Origin of the sequence: Streptomyces sp. NPDC056347, from assembly GCF_042262625.1 — a bacterium.
Classification (GTDB): Bacteria; Actinomycetota; Actinomycetes; order Streptomycetales; family Streptomycetaceae; genus Streptomyces.
Genome location: NZ_JBHJQP010000002.1, coordinates 22,911 through 42,168 on the forward strand (window position 1 = coordinate 22,911; position 19,258 = coordinate 42,168).

Annotated in this window: 35 protein-coding genes; 32 read left to right on the forward strand and 3 right to left on the reverse strand. The window is 71.1% G+C overall.

The window, feature by feature from the left end; all coding sequences use genetic code 11:
- The first annotated feature begins 54 nt into the window (after nt 1-54).
- The 12 genes from ACFCV8_RS00800 to ACFCV8_RS00855 all read left to right on the forward strand — a co-directional run bounded on the left by ACFCV8_RS00800 (nt 55) and on the right by ACFCV8_RS00855 (nt 5,875).
- Nucleotides 55-909, forward strand: a complete 855-nt coding sequence (locus ACFCV8_RS00800; RefSeq protein ID WP_376683066.1) for a hypothetical protein — start codon at nt 55-57, stop codon at nt 907-909.
- 2 nt (nt 910-911) lie between these two features.
- The gene (locus tag ACFCV8_RS00805) at nt 912-1,637 is read left to right on the forward strand and encodes an ATP-binding protein (protein WP_376683067.1); all 726 of its coding nucleotides are present in this window, start codon (nt 912-914) and stop codon (nt 1,635-1,637) included.
- A gap of 193 nt (nt 1,638-1,830) precedes the next feature.
- Nucleotides 1,831-2,100 (forward strand): hypothetical protein, encoded by a 270-nt coding sequence (locus ACFCV8_RS00810; RefSeq protein WP_376683068.1) that lies wholly within the window; start codon nt 1,831-1,833, stop codon nt 2,098-2,100.
- Nucleotides 2,101-2,181: 81 nt separating this feature from the next.
- Complete coding sequence (locus tag ACFCV8_RS00815) at nt 2,182-2,712, forward strand: hypothetical protein (RefSeq protein ID WP_376683069.1); 531 nt, start codon at nt 2,182-2,184, stop codon at nt 2,710-2,712.
- Nucleotides 2,709-3,410 carry a hypothetical protein gene (locus ACFCV8_RS00820; RefSeq protein WP_376683070.1) on the forward strand — a complete coding sequence of 234 codons (702 nt, stop codon included), beginning with the start codon at nt 2,709-2,711 and terminating at the stop codon, nt 3,408-3,410. The genes ACFCV8_RS00815 and ACFCV8_RS00820 overlap by 4 nt, the downstream gene beginning before the upstream one ends.
- Nucleotides 3,407-3,715, forward strand: coding sequence for a hypothetical protein (locus ACFCV8_RS00825; RefSeq protein ID WP_376683071.1), 309 nt, complete (start codon nt 3,407-3,409; stop codon nt 3,713-3,715). Before ACFCV8_RS00820 ends, ACFCV8_RS00825 begins: the two co-directional genes overlap by 4 nt.
- Before the next feature lie 15 nt (nt 3,716-3,730).
- Nucleotides 3,731-4,006: a hypothetical protein gene (locus ACFCV8_RS00830; RefSeq protein WP_376683072.1), complete on the forward strand. Its 276-nt coding sequence runs from the start codon at nt 3,731-3,733 to the stop codon at nt 4,004-4,006.
- A gap of 64 nt (nt 4,007-4,070) precedes the next feature.
- Complete coding sequence (locus ACFCV8_RS00835) at nt 4,071-4,277, forward strand: hypothetical protein (RefSeq protein WP_376683073.1); 207 nt, start codon at nt 4,071-4,073, stop codon at nt 4,275-4,277.
- Nucleotides 4,274-4,789 carry a hypothetical protein gene (locus tag ACFCV8_RS00840; protein WP_376683074.1) on the forward strand — a complete coding sequence of 172 codons (516 nt, stop codon included), beginning with the start codon at nt 4,274-4,276 and terminating at the stop codon, nt 4,787-4,789. Before ACFCV8_RS00835 ends, ACFCV8_RS00840 begins: the two co-directional genes overlap by 4 nt.
- Before the next feature lie 44 nt (nt 4,790-4,833).
- Complete coding sequence (locus ACFCV8_RS00845; protein ID WP_376683075.1) at nt 4,834-5,079, forward strand: hypothetical protein; 246 nt, start codon at nt 4,834-4,836, stop codon at nt 5,077-5,079.
- On the forward strand, nt 5,076-5,270 hold the full coding sequence (locus ACFCV8_RS00850; RefSeq protein ID WP_376683076.1) for a hypothetical protein: 195 nt from the start codon (nt 5,076-5,078) through the stop codon (nt 5,268-5,270). The genes ACFCV8_RS00845 and ACFCV8_RS00850 overlap by 4 nt, the downstream gene beginning before the upstream one ends.
- Nucleotides 5,271-5,359: 89 nt before the next feature.
- Nucleotides 5,360-5,875 carry a WhiB family transcriptional regulator gene (locus ACFCV8_RS00855; protein WP_376683077.1) on the forward strand — a complete coding sequence of 172 codons (516 nt, stop codon included), beginning with the start codon at nt 5,360-5,362 and terminating at the stop codon, nt 5,873-5,875.
- Between the two features lies 1 nt (nt 5,876).
- Here the strand turns inward: ACFCV8_RS00855 and ACFCV8_RS00860 are convergent, their stop codons facing one another.
- Nucleotides 5,877-6,095, reverse strand: a complete 219-nt coding sequence (locus ACFCV8_RS00860; protein WP_376683078.1) for a hypothetical protein — start codon at nt 6,093-6,095, stop codon at nt 5,877-5,879.
- 62 nt (nt 6,096-6,157) lie between these two features.
- Nucleotides 6,158-6,361, reverse strand: coding sequence for a hypothetical protein (locus ACFCV8_RS00865; RefSeq protein ID WP_376683079.1), 204 nt, complete (start codon nt 6,359-6,361; stop codon nt 6,158-6,160).
- A gap of 126 nt (nt 6,362-6,487) precedes the next feature.
- On the opposite strand from ACFCV8_RS00865, the gene ACFCV8_RS00870 reads away from it, so the two are divergent.
- Nucleotides 6,488-6,829, forward strand: coding sequence for a hypothetical protein (locus ACFCV8_RS00870; RefSeq protein WP_376683080.1), 342 nt, complete (start codon nt 6,488-6,490; stop codon nt 6,827-6,829).
- 69 nt (nt 6,830-6,898) lie between these two features.
- Here ACFCV8_RS00870 and ACFCV8_RS00875 read toward each other — a convergent pair whose 3' ends face one another.
- The gene (locus ACFCV8_RS00875; protein ID WP_376683081.1) at nt 6,899-7,168 is read right to left on the reverse strand and encodes a helix-turn-helix domain-containing protein; all 270 of its coding nucleotides are present in this window, start codon (nt 7,166-7,168) and stop codon (nt 6,899-6,901) included.
- A 187-nt stretch (nt 7,169-7,355) separates the two neighbouring features.
- On the opposite strand from ACFCV8_RS00875, the gene ACFCV8_RS00880 reads away from it, so the two are divergent.
- From ACFCV8_RS00880 to ACFCV8_RS00970, 19 genes are all read left to right on the forward strand, one after another.
- A complete protein-coding gene (locus tag ACFCV8_RS00880; RefSeq protein ID WP_376683082.1) occupies nt 7,356-7,706 on the forward strand; it encodes a hypothetical protein in 351 nt (116 codons plus the stop codon).
- The gene (locus tag ACFCV8_RS00885) at nt 7,703-7,879 is read left to right on the forward strand and encodes a hypothetical protein (protein WP_376683083.1); all 177 of its coding nucleotides are present in this window, start codon (nt 7,703-7,705) and stop codon (nt 7,877-7,879) included. The genes ACFCV8_RS00880 and ACFCV8_RS00885 overlap by 4 nt, the downstream gene beginning before the upstream one ends.
- On the forward strand, nt 7,879-8,025 hold the full coding sequence (locus ACFCV8_RS00890) for a hypothetical protein (RefSeq protein WP_376683084.1): 147 nt from the start codon (nt 7,879-7,881) through the stop codon (nt 8,023-8,025). Before ACFCV8_RS00885 ends, ACFCV8_RS00890 begins: the two co-directional genes overlap by 1 nt.
- 69 nt (nt 8,026-8,094) lie before the next feature.
- Nucleotides 8,095-8,322: a hypothetical protein gene (locus ACFCV8_RS00895; RefSeq protein ID WP_376683085.1), complete on the forward strand. Its 228-nt coding sequence runs from the start codon at nt 8,095-8,097 to the stop codon at nt 8,320-8,322.
- A gap of 35 nt (nt 8,323-8,357) precedes the next feature.
- A complete protein-coding gene (locus tag ACFCV8_RS00900; protein ID WP_376683086.1) occupies nt 8,358-8,588 on the forward strand; it encodes a hypothetical protein in 231 nt (76 codons plus the stop codon).
- Nucleotides 8,585-8,722 carry a hypothetical protein gene (locus tag ACFCV8_RS00905; protein ID WP_376683087.1) on the forward strand — a complete coding sequence of 46 codons (138 nt, stop codon included), beginning with the start codon at nt 8,585-8,587 and terminating at the stop codon, nt 8,720-8,722. Before ACFCV8_RS00900 ends, ACFCV8_RS00905 begins: the two co-directional genes overlap by 4 nt.
- 93 nt (nt 8,723-8,815) lie before the next feature.
- Nucleotides 8,816-9,025: a hypothetical protein gene (locus ACFCV8_RS00910; RefSeq protein WP_376683088.1), complete on the forward strand. Its 210-nt coding sequence runs from the start codon at nt 8,816-8,818 to the stop codon at nt 9,023-9,025.
- A gap of 28 nt (nt 9,026-9,053) precedes the next feature.
- Nucleotides 9,054-10,250, forward strand: coding sequence for a hypothetical protein (locus tag ACFCV8_RS00915; RefSeq protein WP_376683089.1), 1,197 nt, complete (start codon nt 9,054-9,056; stop codon nt 10,248-10,250).
- 27 nt (nt 10,251-10,277) lie between these two features.
- Complete coding sequence (locus tag ACFCV8_RS00920) at nt 10,278-10,949, forward strand: nuclease-related domain-containing protein (RefSeq protein WP_376683090.1); 672 nt, start codon at nt 10,278-10,280, stop codon at nt 10,947-10,949.
- Nucleotides 10,946-11,185: a hypothetical protein gene (locus tag ACFCV8_RS00925; RefSeq protein WP_376683091.1), complete on the forward strand. Its 240-nt coding sequence runs from the start codon at nt 10,946-10,948 to the stop codon at nt 11,183-11,185. Before ACFCV8_RS00920 ends, ACFCV8_RS00925 begins: the two co-directional genes overlap by 4 nt.
- The gene (locus tag ACFCV8_RS00930) at nt 11,182-11,835 is read left to right on the forward strand and encodes a hypothetical protein (RefSeq protein ID WP_376683092.1); all 654 of its coding nucleotides are present in this window, start codon (nt 11,182-11,184) and stop codon (nt 11,833-11,835) included. The genes ACFCV8_RS00925 and ACFCV8_RS00930 overlap by 4 nt, the downstream gene beginning before the upstream one ends.
- The gene (locus ACFCV8_RS00935; RefSeq protein ID WP_376683093.1) at nt 11,832-12,452 is read left to right on the forward strand and encodes a hypothetical protein; all 621 of its coding nucleotides are present in this window, start codon (nt 11,832-11,834) and stop codon (nt 12,450-12,452) included. Before ACFCV8_RS00930 ends, ACFCV8_RS00935 begins: the two co-directional genes overlap by 4 nt.
- Nucleotides 12,449-13,357 carry a hypothetical protein gene (locus ACFCV8_RS00940; RefSeq protein WP_376683094.1) on the forward strand — a complete coding sequence of 303 codons (909 nt, stop codon included), beginning with the start codon at nt 12,449-12,451 and terminating at the stop codon, nt 13,355-13,357. Before ACFCV8_RS00935 ends, ACFCV8_RS00940 begins: the two co-directional genes overlap by 4 nt.
- 45 nt (nt 13,358-13,402) lie before the next feature.
- Nucleotides 13,403-13,642: a hypothetical protein gene (locus tag ACFCV8_RS00945; RefSeq protein ID WP_376683095.1), complete on the forward strand. Its 240-nt coding sequence runs from the start codon at nt 13,403-13,405 to the stop codon at nt 13,640-13,642.
- Nucleotides 13,643-14,067: 425 nt separating this feature from the next.
- Nucleotides 14,068-14,586, forward strand: coding sequence for a hypothetical protein (locus tag ACFCV8_RS00950; protein ID WP_376683096.1), 519 nt, complete (start codon nt 14,068-14,070; stop codon nt 14,584-14,586).
- Entirely contained in the window at nt 14,567-16,150 is a 1,584-nt protein-coding gene (locus ACFCV8_RS00955) for a hypothetical protein (RefSeq protein WP_376683097.1), read from the forward strand. The genes ACFCV8_RS00950 and ACFCV8_RS00955 overlap by 20 nt, the downstream gene beginning before the upstream one ends.
- 31 nt (nt 16,151-16,181) lie before the next feature.
- Nucleotides 16,182-16,553 carry a DUF1360 domain-containing protein gene (locus tag ACFCV8_RS00960; RefSeq protein ID WP_376683098.1) on the forward strand — a complete coding sequence of 124 codons (372 nt, stop codon included), beginning with the start codon at nt 16,182-16,184 and terminating at the stop codon, nt 16,551-16,553.
- A 9-nt stretch (nt 16,554-16,562) separates the two neighbouring features.
- Entirely contained in the window at nt 16,563-18,473 is a 1,911-nt protein-coding gene (locus ACFCV8_RS00965) for a hypothetical protein (RefSeq protein WP_376683099.1), read from the forward strand.
- A gap of 26 nt (nt 18,474-18,499) precedes the next feature.
- Nucleotides 18,500-19,249 (forward strand): phage minor head protein, encoded by a 750-nt coding sequence (locus ACFCV8_RS00970; protein WP_376683100.1) that lies wholly within the window; start codon nt 18,500-18,502, stop codon nt 19,247-19,249.
- The last annotated feature ends 9 nt before the right edge of the window (nt 19,250-19,258 follow it).

Genomic DNA, 19,258 nt, shown 5'->3' on the forward strand with positions numbered 1-19,258 from the left:
CCGCGCCCCGGGCCACCACCCGCACCACGATCGCCCGTACGGAAGAAGGACCGCGTGACCATCGACGCCATGCAGTGGGTGTGGAACTGCTCCCGCACTACCGGGAACGTCCGCATGGTGCTGCTCGCGGTCGCCGACAAGGCACCGGGGCCCGACTGCACGACCCGCATGGGCACCACTGAGTTCCGGGCCCGGCTCAACGCCTCTCGCTCGGTCGTGCAGCTGGCGGTCGACAAGGCGCTGAAGTCCGGCGAGTTGATCGAGTCCGAGCCTGCGAAGGGCAGCCGCCCGGCCACGTACCAGCTGCCGTTCGCAGTCGGCTACGTCCGTCCGGCCCCGGGAGTTAGGGGCCCTGAATCAGGGCCGGTAGCCGAACAGCAGGGGCCCGGAATCAAGGCCCCTAACTCTGAGCAGGGGCCCGGAATCAGGGCCGGTAGCGAAAATGCTAGGGGCCCTGAATCAGGGCCGGGGGGGCCCGGAATCGAGGCCCCTAGGGGCCCGGAATCAGGGCCCCTCAACCAGACCACTCCTACCAGGAGTGCTAGCAAGCAAGAGCGCGAGCCTGAACCGGTCGACCTCGGACCCCAAATCCCCACCAACGCCAGGCCGCTGGTCGACGCTCTCACCGCCGCCGGAATCCTCGTCCGCTGGAACCTCTCGACCTCCGAGTGGTTCATCGTTGACGCGCTCGTGAAACGCACCGGCATCCCGGCCCTTGCCGCCTACGCCCAGAAGCAGGCCGCGGCCAAGGACGTCTCCTACGCCCGGTACTTCCTGCCCGGCTGGCGCGAACTCCCGCCGCTCCCCGAGCCCGGCACCACCCGCCCGCCGCTCCGTGCCGTGTCCGGCAGCAGCTGGCAGCCCTACACCAACCCCGTCGACCCGTCCGTGTACGAGAACGGATTCTGACCATGGAACCCACCACCATCGGCGCCCTCGGCCCTTCCGCGTTCGCCCGCATCATGGGCGGCATTGCCGAGAAGCGGCGCCAAGGAGTCACCGCCGGGCCGATCGACGACCAGCCCACCCCCGACGAGCCCGGCCACCCCGAGTACCACCGTCGACGCCGCGCCGAATGGAACCTCAGCCGCTGGGAAACCGCGGTACCGCCCCGCTACCGCCGCGCCGACGCCACCCACCCCGACGTCCAGCAGTGGGCCGACGCCGTTGCCGCCGACCCCGAGACCGCCGGGTCGCTGCTCCTCACCGGAACCACCGGCACCGGCAAAACCCACCAGGCATACGGCGCCTTCCGCCGCATCGCCGCCGCCGGCAGCACCCACCCATACGAGATCCGGGCAATCACCGCCGCCGACATGTACGGCCTGCTTCGCCCCAAGGGCTCCGACCGCGGGGCCGAAGCAGAACTGCGGCGACTGGTCAAGGTGCCGCTGCTCCTCCTCGACGACCTCGGCGCCGCCAAGGGCTCCGAGTGGACCGAGGACGTGACCGGCCGACTGATCAACGAGCGCTACAACTCGTGCAAACCGACCTTGTACACCTCGAACCTCCCGGCCAAGGCTGCCGACGGCCGCGACCTCGCCAGCGTCCTCGGCGAGCGCATCGTGTCCCGGCTCTCCGAGGACACCCGCGTCGTGGCCATGGTCGGCGCCGACCGCCGCCGAGGTGCCGCGTGAGCCCGTCGTGCCGCGTCTGCGGCCGCCTCCTGCGCTCCGAGCGCTGGCGGGCCCGAGGCATCGGCCCCGTCTGCGCCAAGGCCGCAGGCGACCGCACAACACCCCACATCCCCACCCCACACCCCGACCACCACATCGACGGACAGACCGAACTCCCGCTGCAGGCCATGCAACCGACCCTTTGGAGCCTCTGATGACCGAGACACTGCTCGACCGCATCGCCCGCGCCCTGGCTGATGTCCCCATCCGTCAGAACGACAACGGCGTGAACGTCTACCTCGGCCTCGCCACCCGCCTCGACATGGCCAGCACCACCCTGTCCGTGATTCGCCCGGAGCTGGACCGCCTGCTCGCCCGGGCTGCGGAACGGGAGACCGACGGATCCGCCCGGGTCCTGCCAGCGAAGTTCGTCACCGACGCCATGGCCCAAATCCCTGACGCCCTGCCGCGCGACTTTGCCTGACGCACAGCTGGACGGCCCCGTCGCAACCGGGGCCGTCCGGGACCAGCACACCACACCCCGCCACCCACACAGGAGGACCCCGTGACCACCACACCCGCCGACCTGTCCGAAGAGCAGCGCGAGGAGCGCCGCGCCCGCGCCCGGACCGCCATCGAAACCGGCCTGCGTAACACCCTCGACGCCTGGCACCAGTCCCCACCCCGCCTCGACTGGGCAGCCGACGCCGCACTCGATGCCCTCGGTGACCTCGCCGCCGAGATCCTCGTCGACGGCACGATGATGCGGTCCCTCACCATCAAGGACGGCGTCGCCACCCTCGAACTCGCCGAGGCCACCGAGATGGTTCGGATCTTCGCCGCCGGAATGCGCGGCTGCCTCGACGGTCACGGCGCCTCGAACTACGTCGAGATGGAAATGACAGACGGGGCGACGGGTGACGCCTTCACCGTCACTGTTCAGCGGCGGGAGTGCCCGACCCCGCACCAGTTCCGGCAGCAGGCCGAAGCCCGCGCCGAGCAACTGGCCGCCGAGCTGGAGGAGACCCGCGCTGCCCTCGCGGTGGCCCGGCAGATCCTCGGCACCACCAACCCCACCACCGAGGAGACCCGGTGACCGTCTTCGTCATCCTGTTCCGCGGCGCCCCGACCGCTGCCGCGCCTGACCTCGTCACCGCGCAGACACACGCCCTCGCCGAGCGGACCGCTCCCGCCAGCGCCTCTCCGTACGAGAACGGGTGGGTCGAGAAGGGCCCCGGCGAGTGGCGGCTCATGACCCGGCGCCGAGACCGTGGTGGCCGGTGGTCCTGGACCCAGCGCGCTGTCCGGGCCGTGCCGCTCATCCACGGTGAGCAGCCCGCTCCCGTCGAGCGGGCCGCCGTGCTGCGGGAAACCGCCTCTCTCCTGGTGGACCACGCTTCCGTCCTAGAGGCGCTTTCCTCCTCCGACTACGACAACGAGATGTTCGCAGCCAGCCACCTGCGCACCAAGGCCGTCGATCTCCACCGCCTGGCCGACAAGGCGCAGCAGCCCGCCGCCGGCAGCCCGGCCGAGGTCTCCGCCGCCGACTTCTACCAGCCTGGTCACACATACACCAGCGGCAGGTTCCCCCAGTACGGGTGGAAGTTCCGGTGCGACACCGTCATCACCCACCCAGAGGACAGTGAGCGCACGGCCCTCGGCTGGCGGTTCTTCCACGGCAAGTGGGAGCCCTACGCCTACGGCGAGGACGACTGGGACGTGCACAACTTCCGTGAAGACGGTCTTGTCGACGAGGGCACTGCGCCCCACGCCGCCGAGGAGCCGACCCGATGAGCCGCATCTGCCTCGACGACCTCACCAGCGCCGACCTCAACCAGCTGTACACCGAGCGCGACCGCTACCGGGCCGCCTGGACGTCCGCCCGCCACCGCGCCCAGCGACGCGACCGCATGGCCACTCACCGGCTCACCGTGCTCCGCAAGCGCCGCCAGCAGATCCGCGCGGCCGAGGACCGCGCCGAGCAAGCCGAGGCCGCCGCGACCCGAGTGCGGGCCGTACTCGCCACCCGTGACTGGCCGTACGCCGAGGTCCGGGCCGCAGACATCCGCGCCGCCCTCGATGACCCGCACACCACCTGACCACCGGAGCACTTGATGCCCGCACTCGCCATCCGCATGCTGCACAGCGCTCTCCTGGGCGGCCTCGCAGCCGCCACCACCAACGCCATCTGGCTCCTGACCACCGGGCACGCAGCCTCACCCATGACCACCGTCATCGTCGGCGAGGTCGTCTGGATCACAGCCTCGGTCGCCCGGGAACACCGGGCCCGCCAGGAGACGGCCGCCCTCGAAGCCGCCTACGAGATGCCCGCGCTCGGCGAAAACATCGACCCCCCTCACCGGCCGCCGGCCACCCCCGACCAGCCCTGACCCGCCCGGCCGCCCCACACCCCGGGGCGGCCCCGAACCCCAATCGCCGCGAACGGAGAACCCCATGACCACACAGCACCTGATCGACGACGCAACACGCCTGATCAACAGCGTTTCCAGCGACATCAGCCGTGCGGCAGAGCTTCCCGACGGGCGCCGCCGCAACATGGACGGTCCCACCGCTGCGGGCTTTCTCACCGCCCAGTCGAACCTCGCGGTCGCCACAGCGCTCCTCGCGCTCGTTGCAGCGGTGCGGGGTGAGCAGCAGTGACCAACCCGACCGCCATCTGCGCCGAGTACTCCACCCACGCCACCGACCGGCCGCCTGTCGGCCCGTGTGTCCTCCGACCCGGCCACCGCGGCGACATCCACCAGGACATGCGCGGCATCCAGTGGGCCACCCGACCGGACAGCAGCGGATGCTGCGTCTGCGGGGACACCCCCATCGACTACCACAACTACCTGGAGCAGTCCTTCTGCTGGCCCTGCGCCGACGGCCAGGCCCCGACCGCGATCTCCGGCACCGACCACGAGCTGCGCGCCCGACTGATCGCGGCGATCCGGGCGATCGGCCGCGGCGAGCAGGAGATCGTCGAGCTGCGGGCCGAGCTTCGGTCCCGCGATGAGGTGATCGGCCAGCAGCGCGCGGCTGCTCGGAATGCCCTCCGCGACGTGGCCGCCGTTGCCCGCGTGAGGGCCCTCGCGGACCGCTGGTACGGGCAGGGCGCCCCGGCCACCAGCTACGCCCGGGAGCTGCTCGCCACCCTCGACAACGCCGCCTGAACACGACGACAGGGCACGCCACGGCGCGCCAGATAGGAGAACCCATGGACGCGTACCAAATCGCGCACGGACGCCGCAGGGGCAAAGACCTGTTCCGGCACCGCGAGGAAATCTCTCCCTATGACGAGCTGTACGTCATGGAGGTCCACCCAGGCGAGCCGAGCTGCGGGGTGTTCATCGGCTGCAAGAACCCCGACGAACACGTGGCCGTGCGGCTCGCCCCGGAGGGCATCGACAAGCTGATCGGCGTCCTTCAGGAGTGGCGTAATGCCCATGCGGAGCAGCAGTGACCGCGCCCATGCCGCCACTGCGGCGGATCACCCGCGACGAGATCGACGCGGCCCTCTTTCAGGACCACCTTCGCCGCCGCGCCAGGGCCGGAAGCATCACCGCGACCGCCGCCCTGACCGGCGTACCGCCTGACGCCCTGTACTCCGAGGCCCTGGCCCTGGGCCTCATCGCCCCACCCAAGGGGCCCTGAACGCGACGGTGGGGCGCGCCCGCTGTCTGGCCGGACCGGCGCGCCCCACTCGGCAAGATCACCGTACCCCGCACCCAAGGACCACCGCGATGATCGACGCCATCACCCCCGACTTCCTCCGCAACCTCCCCGCCGGCACCCGCACCCCCTGCCACGAGCGCAGCGACATCTTCGTCCACCCGGTCCGCCGCACCCCGTACCAGTCGGCCGTGACCGAGGCCAAGGCGCTCTGCGCCCAGTGCCCCATCCGCGCCGCGTGCGTCGAGCACGCCATCCGCCACGGCGAAACAGACGGAATCTGGGGCGGCCTCACACCCGCAGAACGCCGCGCCCACCGACGACCGAAGTGCGGCACCGACGCCGGATGGCGAAGCCACTTCCTTCGCGGTGAGTCCTGCCTGATCTGCCGCGAAGCCCACGAAGACCGGCTGCGCAAGCAGCGGCTGAAGCAGCTGGACCGCGCGCACGCACGTGGCGGCAGCCTCGCCGGGTACCGGCTGGAGCTTCTGCTGGGGCTGCCGACGTGCGTACGGTGCCGGGCCGTACGGAAGGCGTACTACGCGGACAGGCCCAGCTCGGGGAAGTGGTACCGGCGGGCTGCCTGAGCTACTGCGGCCCGGGCCACGACTCCGGGCCGCCGCCCCGCCACTCGATCAGCCCGGACACGGCCACGTCGTCCTCCGTGATGGTGTCCAGCCCGGCCCGGCGGAGGAACTCGACGACGTCCCTGATCGAGTACGCCATGCCGAGGATCTCCCCATCGGCACGTACCCGCCGGCCACCAGACTCGTCCGGCGGGTACACGACCACAGGCACAGCACTCATGCCCCCAGCGTCCGACGGCCGGCGCTTGGCCGCACCCCGGCACTGGCCACCCGGCGGACAGGTCAGTCGACGAACGAACCGTCCACCCGTCGCTGGTGCCCGCCGAGGAGGTGCTTGCACTGCGGGCAATGCCGCATCGTGCCCCGCTTCACCACCCACGAGATCCCCGCCGTGCACAGGTGCATGAAGCCCACGGCCCAGGTCTGGATCATCCGGGCGAGCCCTGGCTTCGTGCACGTCCCGCAGTCCCGACATCCGCTGCTCATTACGTCCCCTTGCCGAATGGTCCGAAAGGTCGGAACCTACCGGGCCGGACGGGTGCGCGAGGCGTTCTCGGACAACCTGACCGAATCCCCGACGCACGAGGCGCGCCGGCCGATACGGTCCGGCCCGTGCGATACACCTACCGCTGCGACGTCTGCCGCCTCACCTGGGACGCCCACGACGACTACCGCGATGCCAAGGCCGACCGGAAGGCCCACATGTACCGGGTCCACGAGGGTGCCCGCCCGGACGACCAGATCATCGAGTCGCCGGGACCGCTCGACCAGATGGGCAGCGCAGCATGGGAGGCCGCCTCCTTGGTCGCGCAGTCGATCGCCCGAGTCGCCCTTCGCGGGCTCCGCTCGAAGGGCTTCCGCGAAGCACAGCAGACCGAGTGGTTCCGGCAGGCCGTCATGTTCCTCGGCGGCGGGATCCTGCTCCTGGTGTTCATCAACTGGCTCACCCACTGAGCCTGCCGCAGTAGCCTGCGGACGGACAGCGAGAAGCCCCCGCCCAAGTTGGGCGGGGGCTTGCTGCGCTCACCCCGTCGCGCCTTCCTTCCGCGGGCGGTGAGTGCCGGACCCGGAGTATCCGCGCAGGATGTCCTGCACCGTGGCGAGTGACGTGCCCACCCGTTCGGCGATCTTCCGATACGACAGGCCCTCCGACTTCAGGTCGAAGACCAGATCCCGGCGCTCCTTCTGCCACGTCTTGTTGCGCTTCACCTGCTCTGCCATGACCTGGCTCTTCGCCCGTACGCGCGCCTCCAGGTCGGCGATCTGCTCGACAGCATCCAGGGCCTGAGACACCTGTCGCACCTCCTCGTCACTCACACCCGCACCTCTCCGATCGGGCGGGGTACTTGCCAAGAGTGTATGGGACCCATACAGTCTATGGAAGTAGCCCACGCTGCTACGCAAAAGCCCCCGGACCGGCGCTGCGAACGCCATATGGGCCGGGGGCAGCCAGACGCCTGCTACCGACAGGAGACTGACCGTGTCCAAGGCTATCCGCAGCACCCGGCGCGCACACCGCCGCGCCGCCCGTGCCGTCCTCCGGGACCGCGCCAGGGCCAGCCGCCCGCACTCCCTCGCCAGCCACATCGTGGCCCGCGGCGAGTCCGCCGAGACCGCGAAGAGCATCGCCAACGGTCTCCGCACCGCCGCGAAGCGCCTCGGCCTCACCGGGAAGGCCGGCCGTACCCGCCGTACCGTCGACGGCCGTGGCCGCCTGCGCCGCGTCGTCCGCTACACCACCACCCAGTTCGCCGCCGCGCTCGCCGTCTACCGGCCGCGCAAGGCCGCATACATCGCCGCCCGCGCCCGCCTCCTGGCGGTGGCCGCATGATCCCCGTCGACGAGCCGCTCTACGGCCCTGCCGCCCGCGCCATGCGCGACGCCCTCCGCGCCCTGACCGCACTCGCCAACACCGGCGACAGCGACCCCGACATGGACGAAATGCTCCGCCGCATCCAGCCGCGCAAGATCGCGTCCCTTGTTCAGGTTGGGGGTGCCCTCTGATGTCCGCCGAGGAAGAGGCCGCGCGCGTGGCCGAGCTTCAGCGCCAGGCCGCCGCCGACTACGCAGCCGCGCAGGACCGCGCGGCCGAGGCCCGTGACGCGCTCGCGTTCGCCCGCATGCACGGCAACGAAGCCGCCAGCAGCTGACCACCTGACCGGCCGGGCCGCGCCACATCCCCCCGCGCGGCCCGGCCACTGACCACGAAGGACCAAGCCATGAGTACTGATCAGCCCCGCGAGTACCACTTCATCCTCGCCGTCCAGAAGCCCGCCCCGGGCGGCGGCGGATACGCCGTCGCCGACTGGTCCGGCGTCATGACTCCCGCGCCCGACTGGACCCGGCACGACACGTACCTGGCGATCCGGGAGGAGCACGTGAAGCAGAACCCGGCCATGCGCGGCGCCGCCCTCCTCTTCTTCTCCCTCGAACCGAACCAGCTCTGACCGTCGCTCGGCCCCACACCCTTCAGGAGCACCTCATGACCACCCATGTCTTCACCGAGCCGTGGCCCAAGGGCGTCACGCACCGGTACGTCAACCAGGTCGGCGCGACCATCGACATCACCGGCGGCGGCGACAACACCGGCTACCGGTGCACCGGCTGCCCCTACCGCTCCGGCCCGTACTGGGTCGAGCGCGTCGCCCACGAGCACGCCCAGGGCCACGCCGAGAAGTGCCGCGGGCTGCCGCGCCCGGAGGCGGCCCGATGAAGTGCGAGTTCTGCGACCAGGCAAAGCCCGACGTGACGGTCCGTCGAGACCCGTTCGCCTGGGAGGTCAACGACGAGGACTGGCAGATCCCGCTGTGCGACGACTGCGAGCAGCTCCGGGCTGACGAAGCCTGACCGCACCACCAGCCCCGGACCCGGCGTGACGCTGCCGGATCAGATCGGGCCCGGGGCACTCCCGCACCACACCAACAACCAAAGGATCCGACCGTGAGCCGCTACCTCGAAGAGGCCGCCACCCTCCTCCGCAAGGCCGCAGCGACAAACGAGGAGAACAACCGCAAGTACCCCTCCCACCTGACCGAAGGCCGGGAGCGGATCGCCAACCATTTCGCCACGCTCGCCGCCATCGACAACGGCCTCCTTCCCGCCGACACGATTCGCGATGTCCTCGGCGCCATCACCCGCCAGGACTCCTGACCACCCCAACTCCCGGAAGGACCCGACCATGCCGCCCTACGTACAGAACGCGGTCGAGCAGGTACCCGCGCAGGCATGGGCCGTCCTGCTCTCCCTCGCCACCCTCACCTTCGGCTACCGCATCGCCCCCACCCTCCGAGCCCGCACAAGCCGAAGGAAGCCCCGCGACACCAAGAAGCGCCGCAGCGTCATCGGCTTCCTCGGCATGGGCCTCGTCGTCGTCGCCGGCCTTGCTCTGTCCACGAACACCTCCGCCCGCTTCGCGGAGAAACGTCTCCACCTGGAGTCGCCGTGGCACATGACGGTCGGCCTCGTCCTCGAAGCGATCGTCCTGGGCCTGAGCCTGTATGCGTGGGCGTTCAACGACAAGGGCACGACGAGGGCCGCGTACTTCCTCGTCTTCGTCCAGGCGGTCGGCGCCGTCGAGGTCGTGAGGCAGGAGAACGAGGACCTCGGCACGGCGCTCGTCCGGATCGTCGGCCCGGTGATGCTCGCGTACGGGCTTCACAAGCTGCTCGGTCTGGAGGCGAAGCTCGGCAAGGTCGAGATCCGGCCCGATGGGCTGCTTGCTCGGGCCTGGCGCGACCGGCTCAAGCGCCTCGAATCCAGGCTCGGGATCGGGTCACGCGGCGCGTCTGCCGAGGCGATCAGCCGCCGCACCGCCCAGGACAAGCTCGTCGCTCTCGTCACCCTCGGTAAGCCCCGGATCATGGGGCAGCGCACCTACGAGAAGGCCCTGATGCGGGCAGGCGACGCCTCCTTCCACGGCCTGACCGACACCCTCGACGAGTACGGAGTCGAGCTCCGCATCACGACCCGCATCGACCGCATGAAGGCCTTCAAGAACCTCCCCGACCGGGCCGAGCAGTACAACCTCCGCTCCCTGCGCCCCACTGTCGGGTCCCAGGGCGCACCGGAGACGACGCCCAACGAAGGCGACCCTCTGACCAGCGAGGGCACACCGGGGCGCACCTCAGGACGCGATGAAGGCGCGCCCAAGGCGAACCCAGGCGAGGCGCAGGCGAACAAGGGGCCCGACGGAGGCGATGAGGGGCGGCGCACCCTCGCGTTCGACCTCTACTTCGACCTTCGCGGGACGGGGGCGGCGCCCTCGCAGAACGCCTTTGAGAAGGCGTGGCGAGACAAGGGCTTCGGCCTCAAGACCGACGACATCCGCGCCCTCTACAAGGAGGTGCACGCCAAGGTCACCGGTCACAACACGTAATCGCCGCCATCCATCCGAAGGATCACCGTGACCACCCTGATCGTCCTGGCCGTCATCGCCGCCTGGCTCTACCAACACCGCACCAAGACCCCCACGCCCGGCGCCGGCGCTTCAGCCGAAGCCCGCGCCCGGCAACTTCGGACCCCGACCGTGCGGATCGCGGAGGCGCTGAACATTCCGACCCAGCGCGGCCGCGAGGCCGGCCGCTACGCGGTCGCGGCCGAGTCGGAGCAGCGGACCGCTGACCGAATCGACCCGCTGCGCGCCGAGGGCTGGACTATCCTCCACGACCGGGCCCTTCCGACCGGCCGCGCCAACATCGACCACCTCGCCATCTCGCCGTCCGGCGTCGTGATCGTGCCGGACACGAAACGCTGGTCAGCCCGCTACCCGCTCCGGACCGTCGGCGGGCGGCTCCTCCACGGCGACCGCGACGTCACCGACCGGCTCCGCGGCCTCCGCCACGAGACCAGCACCGTCTCCCGCGTCCTCGGCGTCCAGGCGATCCCGCTCGTCGTCATGGACGGCGCCCGCATCGAGGGCGGCGAGCTGCACGTCGACGGCATCCGGATCGTCCCCGCCGAGCGGGCCCAGGCCGTACTCCGGTCCATCGGCGCCACCCGCACCAGCCACGACGCGGCCGCCCTCACCGAGCTCGCCACCACCAACTTCCCCCCGTACACAAGGACGCACCGATGACCACCACGTACTACGCCCCGCCCGGATGGCCGGCCGAACCGAGCAGTCCCCGCCCGACGCGCGACGGCGATGTCCGGTACACGCTCGGCCCCGTCCTGCCCGACGGGTACGCATGGACCCGCCGCCCCACCCTCACCGTCATCACCGGCGGCGACCCGACCGCTCCCGGCCAGGACGAACTCCGTGTCAGGGCCCGGATGATCGCCGCGATCCGCCGGTGGGGGGCCCGAGCATGAGCACCCCCAGCGGAACCGAGGCGCCCCGGGTCGTCACCCCGACGCGGATCATCCCGGCAGGTGAACCGCTGCCGACCAGGGAAGACGACCAGTACACGCCGCCCCCGCCTCTTCATGCGCAGGGCGCCGCCGCACCGCCGCCCCCGCCGCCGCCCCCGCCGCCGCCGGCGTGGCCACCAGCCGGCCCGTCCGCAGGGGACTGGTGGCGCCGGGCTGCCACCCCTCCGGCCCCGCCAGCCGTGCCCCCGCCGATGGACATCCACATCCACATCGACCCCTCGGCGTGGCTGCCCGTCGAGCCGGAACCCGAGCCCGGCCCGCCCTGGTGGATCCGATGGCGGCCCGGCTACCAGGCCGCATGCATCGTCGCTGGGCTGCCCATAACCGACGCCTGGTCAGGTCTCCTGGCGACGCTCCGCGACGAGGCCAGCCTGACCTCCGCCTGGGTCGTCGCGGCGATCCCGCTCGGCATCGCCGCGCTGGCCGACAACCACCACCGAATCGCCGCCGCCGGCGCTCACCCGGACCTGTGGATGCCGAAGATCCGGGCCGCCTGCGCCCGCATCGCCCTGTGGTCCCTGACCCTGTCCACCGGCCTTGCCCTCCCCCTTACCACCGTCATCTACTGGATCACCGGAGTACAGAAATGACCGCCACCACCACCGTCACCCTTGCTGCCGGTGTCGGAGAGATGACCTCCTACACCCTCACCAGCGCCGGACTCGCCCTCGGAATTGCTCTCCTGGCCGTCGAGCACGTCACCTGGTGGCGCGGCGGGGGAGGCAAGAAGAGCGGAGGCCCAGGAGCCGCTACTGCCGAAGGTGGCGGCAAGGCGAAGGACCCGATGGAGCTGATTCCGGGCTGGTTCGGGATTGCGTTCGGCACCCTGATGGTCGCCTGCCCTGCCGGGCTCTTGGGCTACGCCAGCGGGTTCCTGCGCTGGGGCGGCAACGGCATCGGCGGCGCGATCATGTCGTGGATGACCGGAGCCGACGCCCAGACCATCGCCAACTCGTCCGCCCCCCGCATCGACCAGGGCGGAGCCCTCGTCGTCACCGCCCTCGTCGTCACCCTGTGGCTGCTCCGCAAGAAGTTCCCCAAGGCCACGAGGGGAAAGTTCAAGAAGGGCGTCTTCATCGGCGTGCTGCTGGCCATCGGAACCGGCGTCTTCGCGATGATCGGCAACTTGGTCGTCCCCGGCGCGAATGACCTTGGGAACTGGGCCCTCGACGCTGTCCTCCACGCCGACTTCGGGGTGCTGGTATGAGCGAGCAGACCACCGCGCAGTGGCTGCGGGCCGCCGGGAACCGCATCGCCACCGGCTCCTCGCGCATCTGCCTCATCTGCGCCCGCCGCGCCGCCAAGAAGGCCACAGCGAAGGGCCGGTCCGCGTACGACGGCATCAAGGACTGGCTGGGGGAGTCCGAGGGCATCGCGTGGCTGATCAAGGTTGCCATGCTCGTCGGGGGCGGCCTGGTCCTCCGGAAGGTGCTGCTCAGCCTCTTCACGGGCCTCGGCGCCCTGGCCCAGTCCGACTCCTGGCGGTGGCTCCTGTGGCCCGCCGGAGCGGCCTGGCTCATCGCCGCCTACCGCATCGGACACCCCGACTGGAAGCCGCCGGCCGACCCGGTCGACGAGCAGCCCGCGAGCGCCGAGAAGGAAGCCCCCGCCGAGGAAACCCCGCCCACGGCAGAGGTACCCGAGACACCCACCGAGGCCCCGCCTGCCGACCAGCCGCACCCCTCCATCACCATGACCAGCAGCCAGGTAGGCCGCCTCCTCCACGACGTCTACACCGAGGGCTCCGGCGTCCACCTCGCGGCCCTGGCCGAGCGCCTCGATCAGGCCGAGTTCATGGGCCACCCCGCCGCCCGGTGGGCCACCCGGGATGTGCGGGTGCTCCTCACCCGGCACTCGATCAGGATCCGGCCCGGCGTCCGGGTGCCGCCCGTGGGCGGCCGTGAGGGGGTGCACAAGGAGGACTTCCTCCCCCTCCTCTCGACGGCCCCTGGAGACCCGGTTGTTGCCGTTGTTGCCGCAGGTCAGAGCAACAACAACAACGACAACAACAACACCTCGACCACGCACCGAGAGGGGGTCACGATCACCCTCACCGACGACGAGACCAACCCGGCGCGCACCCACGTGCATGTGCAACACCTGACGACTTGACCGATCTGCCTACCTCGGATCTACCGCTACGAAAGGATGACCCCCGTGACCCCCATGACCACCGTGTGGCACTACATCCTCACCCTCGGCACCTACCCGTCCCCGGCCTCCACCGACCTACGGATGAGCACCTTCAGCGGCACACTCTTGGCCACGGCCGACGCCGGGCGCAACGAGGTGTACGACCAGCTGCGCACCGCCCTGACGGCCGAGCACCCCGCCCTCGGCCTCGACAACGCCGTGGTCGTCCACTCCGACATCCAGCCCAACACCCCCCGGAAGTGATCACGGATGGCACGCCGTACACCCGGCCGTGCCCGTGCCGCACCGCAGCAGCCCAGCGCGGGGCCTGACCCACCTCAGCCGCCACACCAGCCTCAAATTGGCCGCCTTTTCACCACCGGCGGTAGTAAGTACACCTCTACGAAGGGACCCACATGGAGCACCCCGACTACTGCCCCGACGGCTGCCCCGGGCATGCCGAGGAGGACCTCCTCGACGAGGCGTACCGCACCGAGCCCGACGACATGGCCGAGCGCGAGTGGCCGACCTGACCCAACTGTCGGACACCGCCACTACCGTAGAAGACGTCCCAATCCGCGCTTCTGGCTGCTGCGCCGCTACGGACCAAGGCCCCGCCTGTTGCGACCAGGCGGGGCCTTCCCGTACCCGCCTCTACCCTTCCCACGACGAAGGGAGGGGCCAGGGACATGGACGACCTCAAAGGGCAGAACAGGCCGCGCGCGGGGTACGCGCGCTGGGTACGGCGACCTGAGACCGCCGAGCGAGACGCCGCCGCCTGCCGGCTCCGCGCCCAAGGGCTCACGTTCCGGCAGATCGCCGACGAGTTGGGTTTCGCCTCCAAGTCCGCCGCGCACGACGCCGTCGGCCGCGCACTCCGCGCCATCGTCGCCCCCGACGCCGAAGCCCTCCGCGACCGCGAAGCCGGCCGCCTCGACGGCCTGTACGAGGAAGCTCTCACCGTGCTGGAGCGCACCCACTACGCGCACTCGGGCGGCCGACTCATCCTCGGCCCTGACGAGGAGCCCGTCATCGACGACGGGCCGCGGCTCGCCGCGATCCGCGAACTCAGGTCGCTACGCGAGTCGTACCGCAAGCTGTTCGGCCTCGATGCCCCGGCCCGCGTGAGCGTGGACGCCGAGCAGCTCGGCGCCGAGATCACCGGCCTCCTCGACACCATCACGGCAGATGGCGACAGCGACGGCTGACGATGTCCGCCGGCAGATTGAGCAACTCGTGCGCGCCGGGGACGTCCAGGCGCTCCGCCGTGTCCGGGACCAGCTGAAAACTGCGGCGGACCGGCGGGCGGTTGAGCAGCGTGCGGCCCGGTACTCGGCCGACCCGGTCGGGTGGGTGGAGTCACGGCTCGGTCAGGTGGTGTGGTCGAAGCAGGGGCAGGTGCTGGAGTCCGTCCGGGACCACCGGCGGACCGCGGTACGGTCCGGGCACGGTGTCGGCAAGAGCTGGACGGCGGCGCTCGCAGCGTGCTGGTGGCTGGACACCCACCCGCCCGGCACCGCGTTCGTCGTCTCCACCGCGCCGACCTTTGCGCAGGTGCGGGCGATCCTGTGGCGGTACATCCGCAAGCACCACAAGGTTGCCGACCTGCCCGGCCGCGTCAACCAAACCGAGTGGCTCATCGAGGACGAACTCGTAGGCTACGGGCGGAAGCCGGCCGACCAGGACGAGTCCGGGTTCCAGGGCATCCATGCCCGGTACGTCCTCGTCATCATCGACGAGGCGTGCGGCGTCCCCGAGCAGCTGTGGACCGCTGCGGACGCGCTGACAACCGGGCCGGACTGCCGGATCCTCGCGATCGGCAACCCCGACAACCCGGCGAGCCACTTCCGGAAGGTGTGCGCGCCCGGCTCGTCCTGGCACGTGATGGGCATCAGCGCCTTCGACTCCCCGAACTTGACCGGCGAGCGGGTGCCGGAGGAAATGGCCACGGCCCTCGTGGGCGAGGCATGGGTAGAGGAGAAGCGACGCGAGTGGGGCGAGGACAACCCGCTCTACAAGTCGAAGGTGCTCGGACAGTTCTCCGACGACTCCCCGAACCAGATCGTCCGCGCCTCCGACATCGCAGCCTGCCGCATCGCCCCCGACACCCCGCCCACTCCCAACCTGCTGCTCCCCGTCGAACTTGGCGTTGACGTCGGCGGCGGCTCCGACGAGACCGTCATCCGCGAGCGCCGGGGCCGGCAAGCCGGGCGGGAGTGGCGGGCGCGTACGGACCGGCCCGAGCAGATCGCCCCGATGGTGATCGCCGCGATCCGGGAGACCGGCGCGACCGCAGTGAAGGTCGACAGCATCGGCGTGGGCTTCGGCGTGATCGGCGAGCTTCGGAACGCGGCGACCCGCGGCGAACACACGGCGGCGATCCGCGCCGTGAACGTCGCCACAGCGTCATCCCGGCCGGACAAGTACATCAACCTGCGCGCCGAGCTGTGGTGGGAGATCGGGCGGAACGCGTCGGCCGAGCACGGGTGGGACCTGTCCGGGATGGAGAACGCCGATACCACCGTCGCCCAGCTCCTAGAACCGCGCTGGGATGTCGACCCGCGGGGCCGGATCCGGGTGGAGAAGAAGGAGGAGGTCATCAAGCGGCTGGGGCGGTCGCCGGACAACGCTGACGCGCTGCTTCTCGCGTTCGCGCACCCGGTGACGGCGGACGTCATCAGCAGCCCGGCGGCCGTGTCCCTGTCGCAGGCCGGGCAGGCGCGGGGCGGTCTCGGGGCGATCAGCATCGGCCGCGGCGGCTACGGGCGCTGACCCAGGCCGTACCCGCCCCTACCGTCGGCGCGTGGCCCACACCGTGATCATCGCTCTCCTCACGCTCGGCGCGATCGCCCGCGTCACGCGGTTCATCGTCGACGACGTGCTGTTCCAACCTGTCCGGGCGGCGGTCGACAAGCGCGCCGGGCGGAAGTTCTTCGCGTGGCTCGCGGACCTGATCTCCTGCTCGTGGTGCACGAGCATCTGGGTGTCGGCTGCTGCGGCGGTGGCGCACTGGGCGTGGAGCGGCACAGTCCCGTACGTGTACGTCGTCGCGGCGCTCACCGCCTCGCACGTCGTCGCGCTGGCCGCGTCGTGGCTGGACTCCCCTCCCCCGCCCCGGCACATCGTCCTCGACCCGGTGGCCGTCGCGATGGCCGTCCGCGACCAGCGCCGATAGGAGGACCCCGTGGCCTGGTGGAAGCTCCACAAGCGTGACAAGCCCGGCGGCCCGACAGCGGGCGGCACCGTGCTGGCGTCCGCCGCGATCATCACCCGCGACCAGGTCCGAAGCGTCGTCGGGAAGGGCCAGGAGTGGCAGACCCAGGGCTGGGACTTCTACCGGACCGTCAGCGAGCTGAAGTCTGGCGTCCGGTGGGCTGCGAACGGGTGCTCACGGGCGCGCCTGTACATCGGCCGCATCGACCCCGACGGCAGCAGCCGACCGACACCCGTCGACGCCCAGGCCGACGACCTCAGCCCCGACCTCGTCGCCCAGCTCCTCGCCCCGCTGGAGGAACTGGCGGGCGGGCAGCTCGGCCAGTCGGAGATGCTGCGCCGCTTCAGCGTCCACCTCGACATCCCCGGCGAGTCCTACCTGGTCGGCTTCGACGACCCGGCGAGCGGCGACCGGCGGTGGCTGGTCTGCTCCCCGTCCGAGATCACCAGCACGGGCGGCGGCGGCACAATCCGAGTCCAGCTCCCCGAATCGCAGAGCGCCCGGGTCGAGCTGTCGCTCGACGACTGCACCCTGATCCGGCTGTGGCGCCCCGATGACGAGTACGCGTACCTCCCCGACTCCCCACTGAACGGGCTCCAAGACCCGCTCAGAGAGCTGCGGGGGCTCACCTCGCACGTGTTGGCCACCGTCGATTCGAGGCTCGCTGGCGCTGGCATGGGCGTGATGTCCGACGACGTGGCACCCGCAGCCCCACAGCAGACGGACGGCGCGAACCCCGTCCACTCCGACCCGGTGACAGCCGCGCTCATCGAGGCGATGGCTGCCTCTCTACGAGACCGCGACTCCGCGTCCGCGCTGGTCCCGCTGCTGCTGCGCGTCCCCGGAAGCGTGAAGGACAAATTTGAGTGGCACAGCTTCGCGACGGAGCTGGACTCGAACCTTCTCCCGCTGCGCGAGGCTGCGATCAAACGCATCGCGATCGGCCTGGACATGCCGCCCGAGGTGCTCACCGGGCTCGCGGACACGAATCACTGGAACGCGTGGCTGATCAGCGACGACTCGATCAAGCTGCACCTGGAACCGAAGCTCGGCCTGATCGCCGAGGCACTCACCGACCGGTACTTCCGGCCCGCCTGGGAAGCCCTCGGCGTCCCCGACCCCGAGGCATGGGCGTGCTGGTACGACACCACGGATCTCAAGCAGCGCCCGAACCGCGGCCCCGAGGCCCTGGAGGCATTCGGGAAGGGGCTTATCGGCGCGTCCCCGACCCGCAGGGAGCTCGGATTCTCCGACGAGGACGCCCCCACCGACGAGGAACGGAACCGCGCCCTGGTCCAGCAGATCGTCCAGGCCGCACCGACCCTCGCGCCGTCGCTGCTGCCGTTCCTCGGGATCAGCATCCCCGAGACCGAAGCCGCCGAGGCGATCGCCGACGCAGTGGTCGACGACCCGGAATCCGCTGTCGATGCCAGTGCACCATCTGCGGCACTCCCCGCCGCGCCTTCCCCGCCAGCGGCCGTCACCAGCGGGGAGACGGCACGGCCGGGGCCGCCGGAGCTGACCGCGTCCGCCGTGCTGGACGACGGATGGCGGATGGCCTGCCTCGACCTCGCCGCACGCCGCGCCCTCGCACGGGCCGGGAACTGGCTGCTCAGTCGGTCGGGCCGATCCCGGCGCGGAGAGCTCTCCCAGGTACCAGTCCACGAAGTGCACATGCACCTGGTCCCCGACCAGGCAGACCTGGCCCAGATGCTCGACGGGGCGTACCGCGACTTCCACGCGGCCACCCCGGGCGAGACCGGCCTGCACGCGGCGGTCGACCTGTACGTGCGGCGGCTGCTGCTCACCGGGATCGCGCACGAGCGCGGCCTCCTCGCTGGGCATCTGGCCTCGGCCAGCCGTGACCGGGCGGCGGCCTGATGGCGGATCCGTGGCTTGCTGCGCGCATGCACAACCGGGCGCAGGTCGCGGCCGCCGAAGCGGACGTGAGGCCGGCAGTGCGCGCGGCGGTCGCCGAGTACCTCTCCGCGGTACGGTTCGGGCTCGGCCTCGACGGTGCGGTCACTGCTGCTGCGGCGCCGGACGATGGCGAGCCGGACTGGGACGGGTTCCCGGACGACAGCCTGTGGCGGCGGATCGTGGGCCGCCGGATCGCCCCGGCGTGGCGGCGGGTCTTCGGCCGGTCGTACCGGCGCACTGCCCCGGATGCCCCGGACGGGGCCGGTGACGCGCGCGCCGACGACGAGGCCGATCAGCTGGCCGAGCGGCTGCGGCAGTTCCCGCGCCGGGTGTGGTCCCGGATGCGGGAGACGTGGCGGGACGGCATCGCCCGCGGCGAGTCACCGGCCGCACTCCGGGCTCGTGTTGCTGAGCTGGCGACGCTGGAGGGCTGGGACGGTGCCGCCGTGACGATGACCCGCACCGAGACGATCGGCGCGCTGAACAGCGGGTCGATGGGGGCCGCGCTCGACGAGCAGGCTCGTACCCGTCGGCCGTGGGTGAAGACGTGGTTGGCGACGTCCGACGACCGGACCCGCGCGGAACATCGCACGGCTGACGGGCAAGCCCGGCCTCTGGGCGAGCCGTTCCGGGTAGGGGCGGATCGGATCCAGTTCCCCGGCGATCCCCGCGCCAAGAGCTTCGGCACCATCGCGAACTGCCGCTGCTCGATGACCTTGAGCCCCGCCCCCGAGTAGGAGATCCAT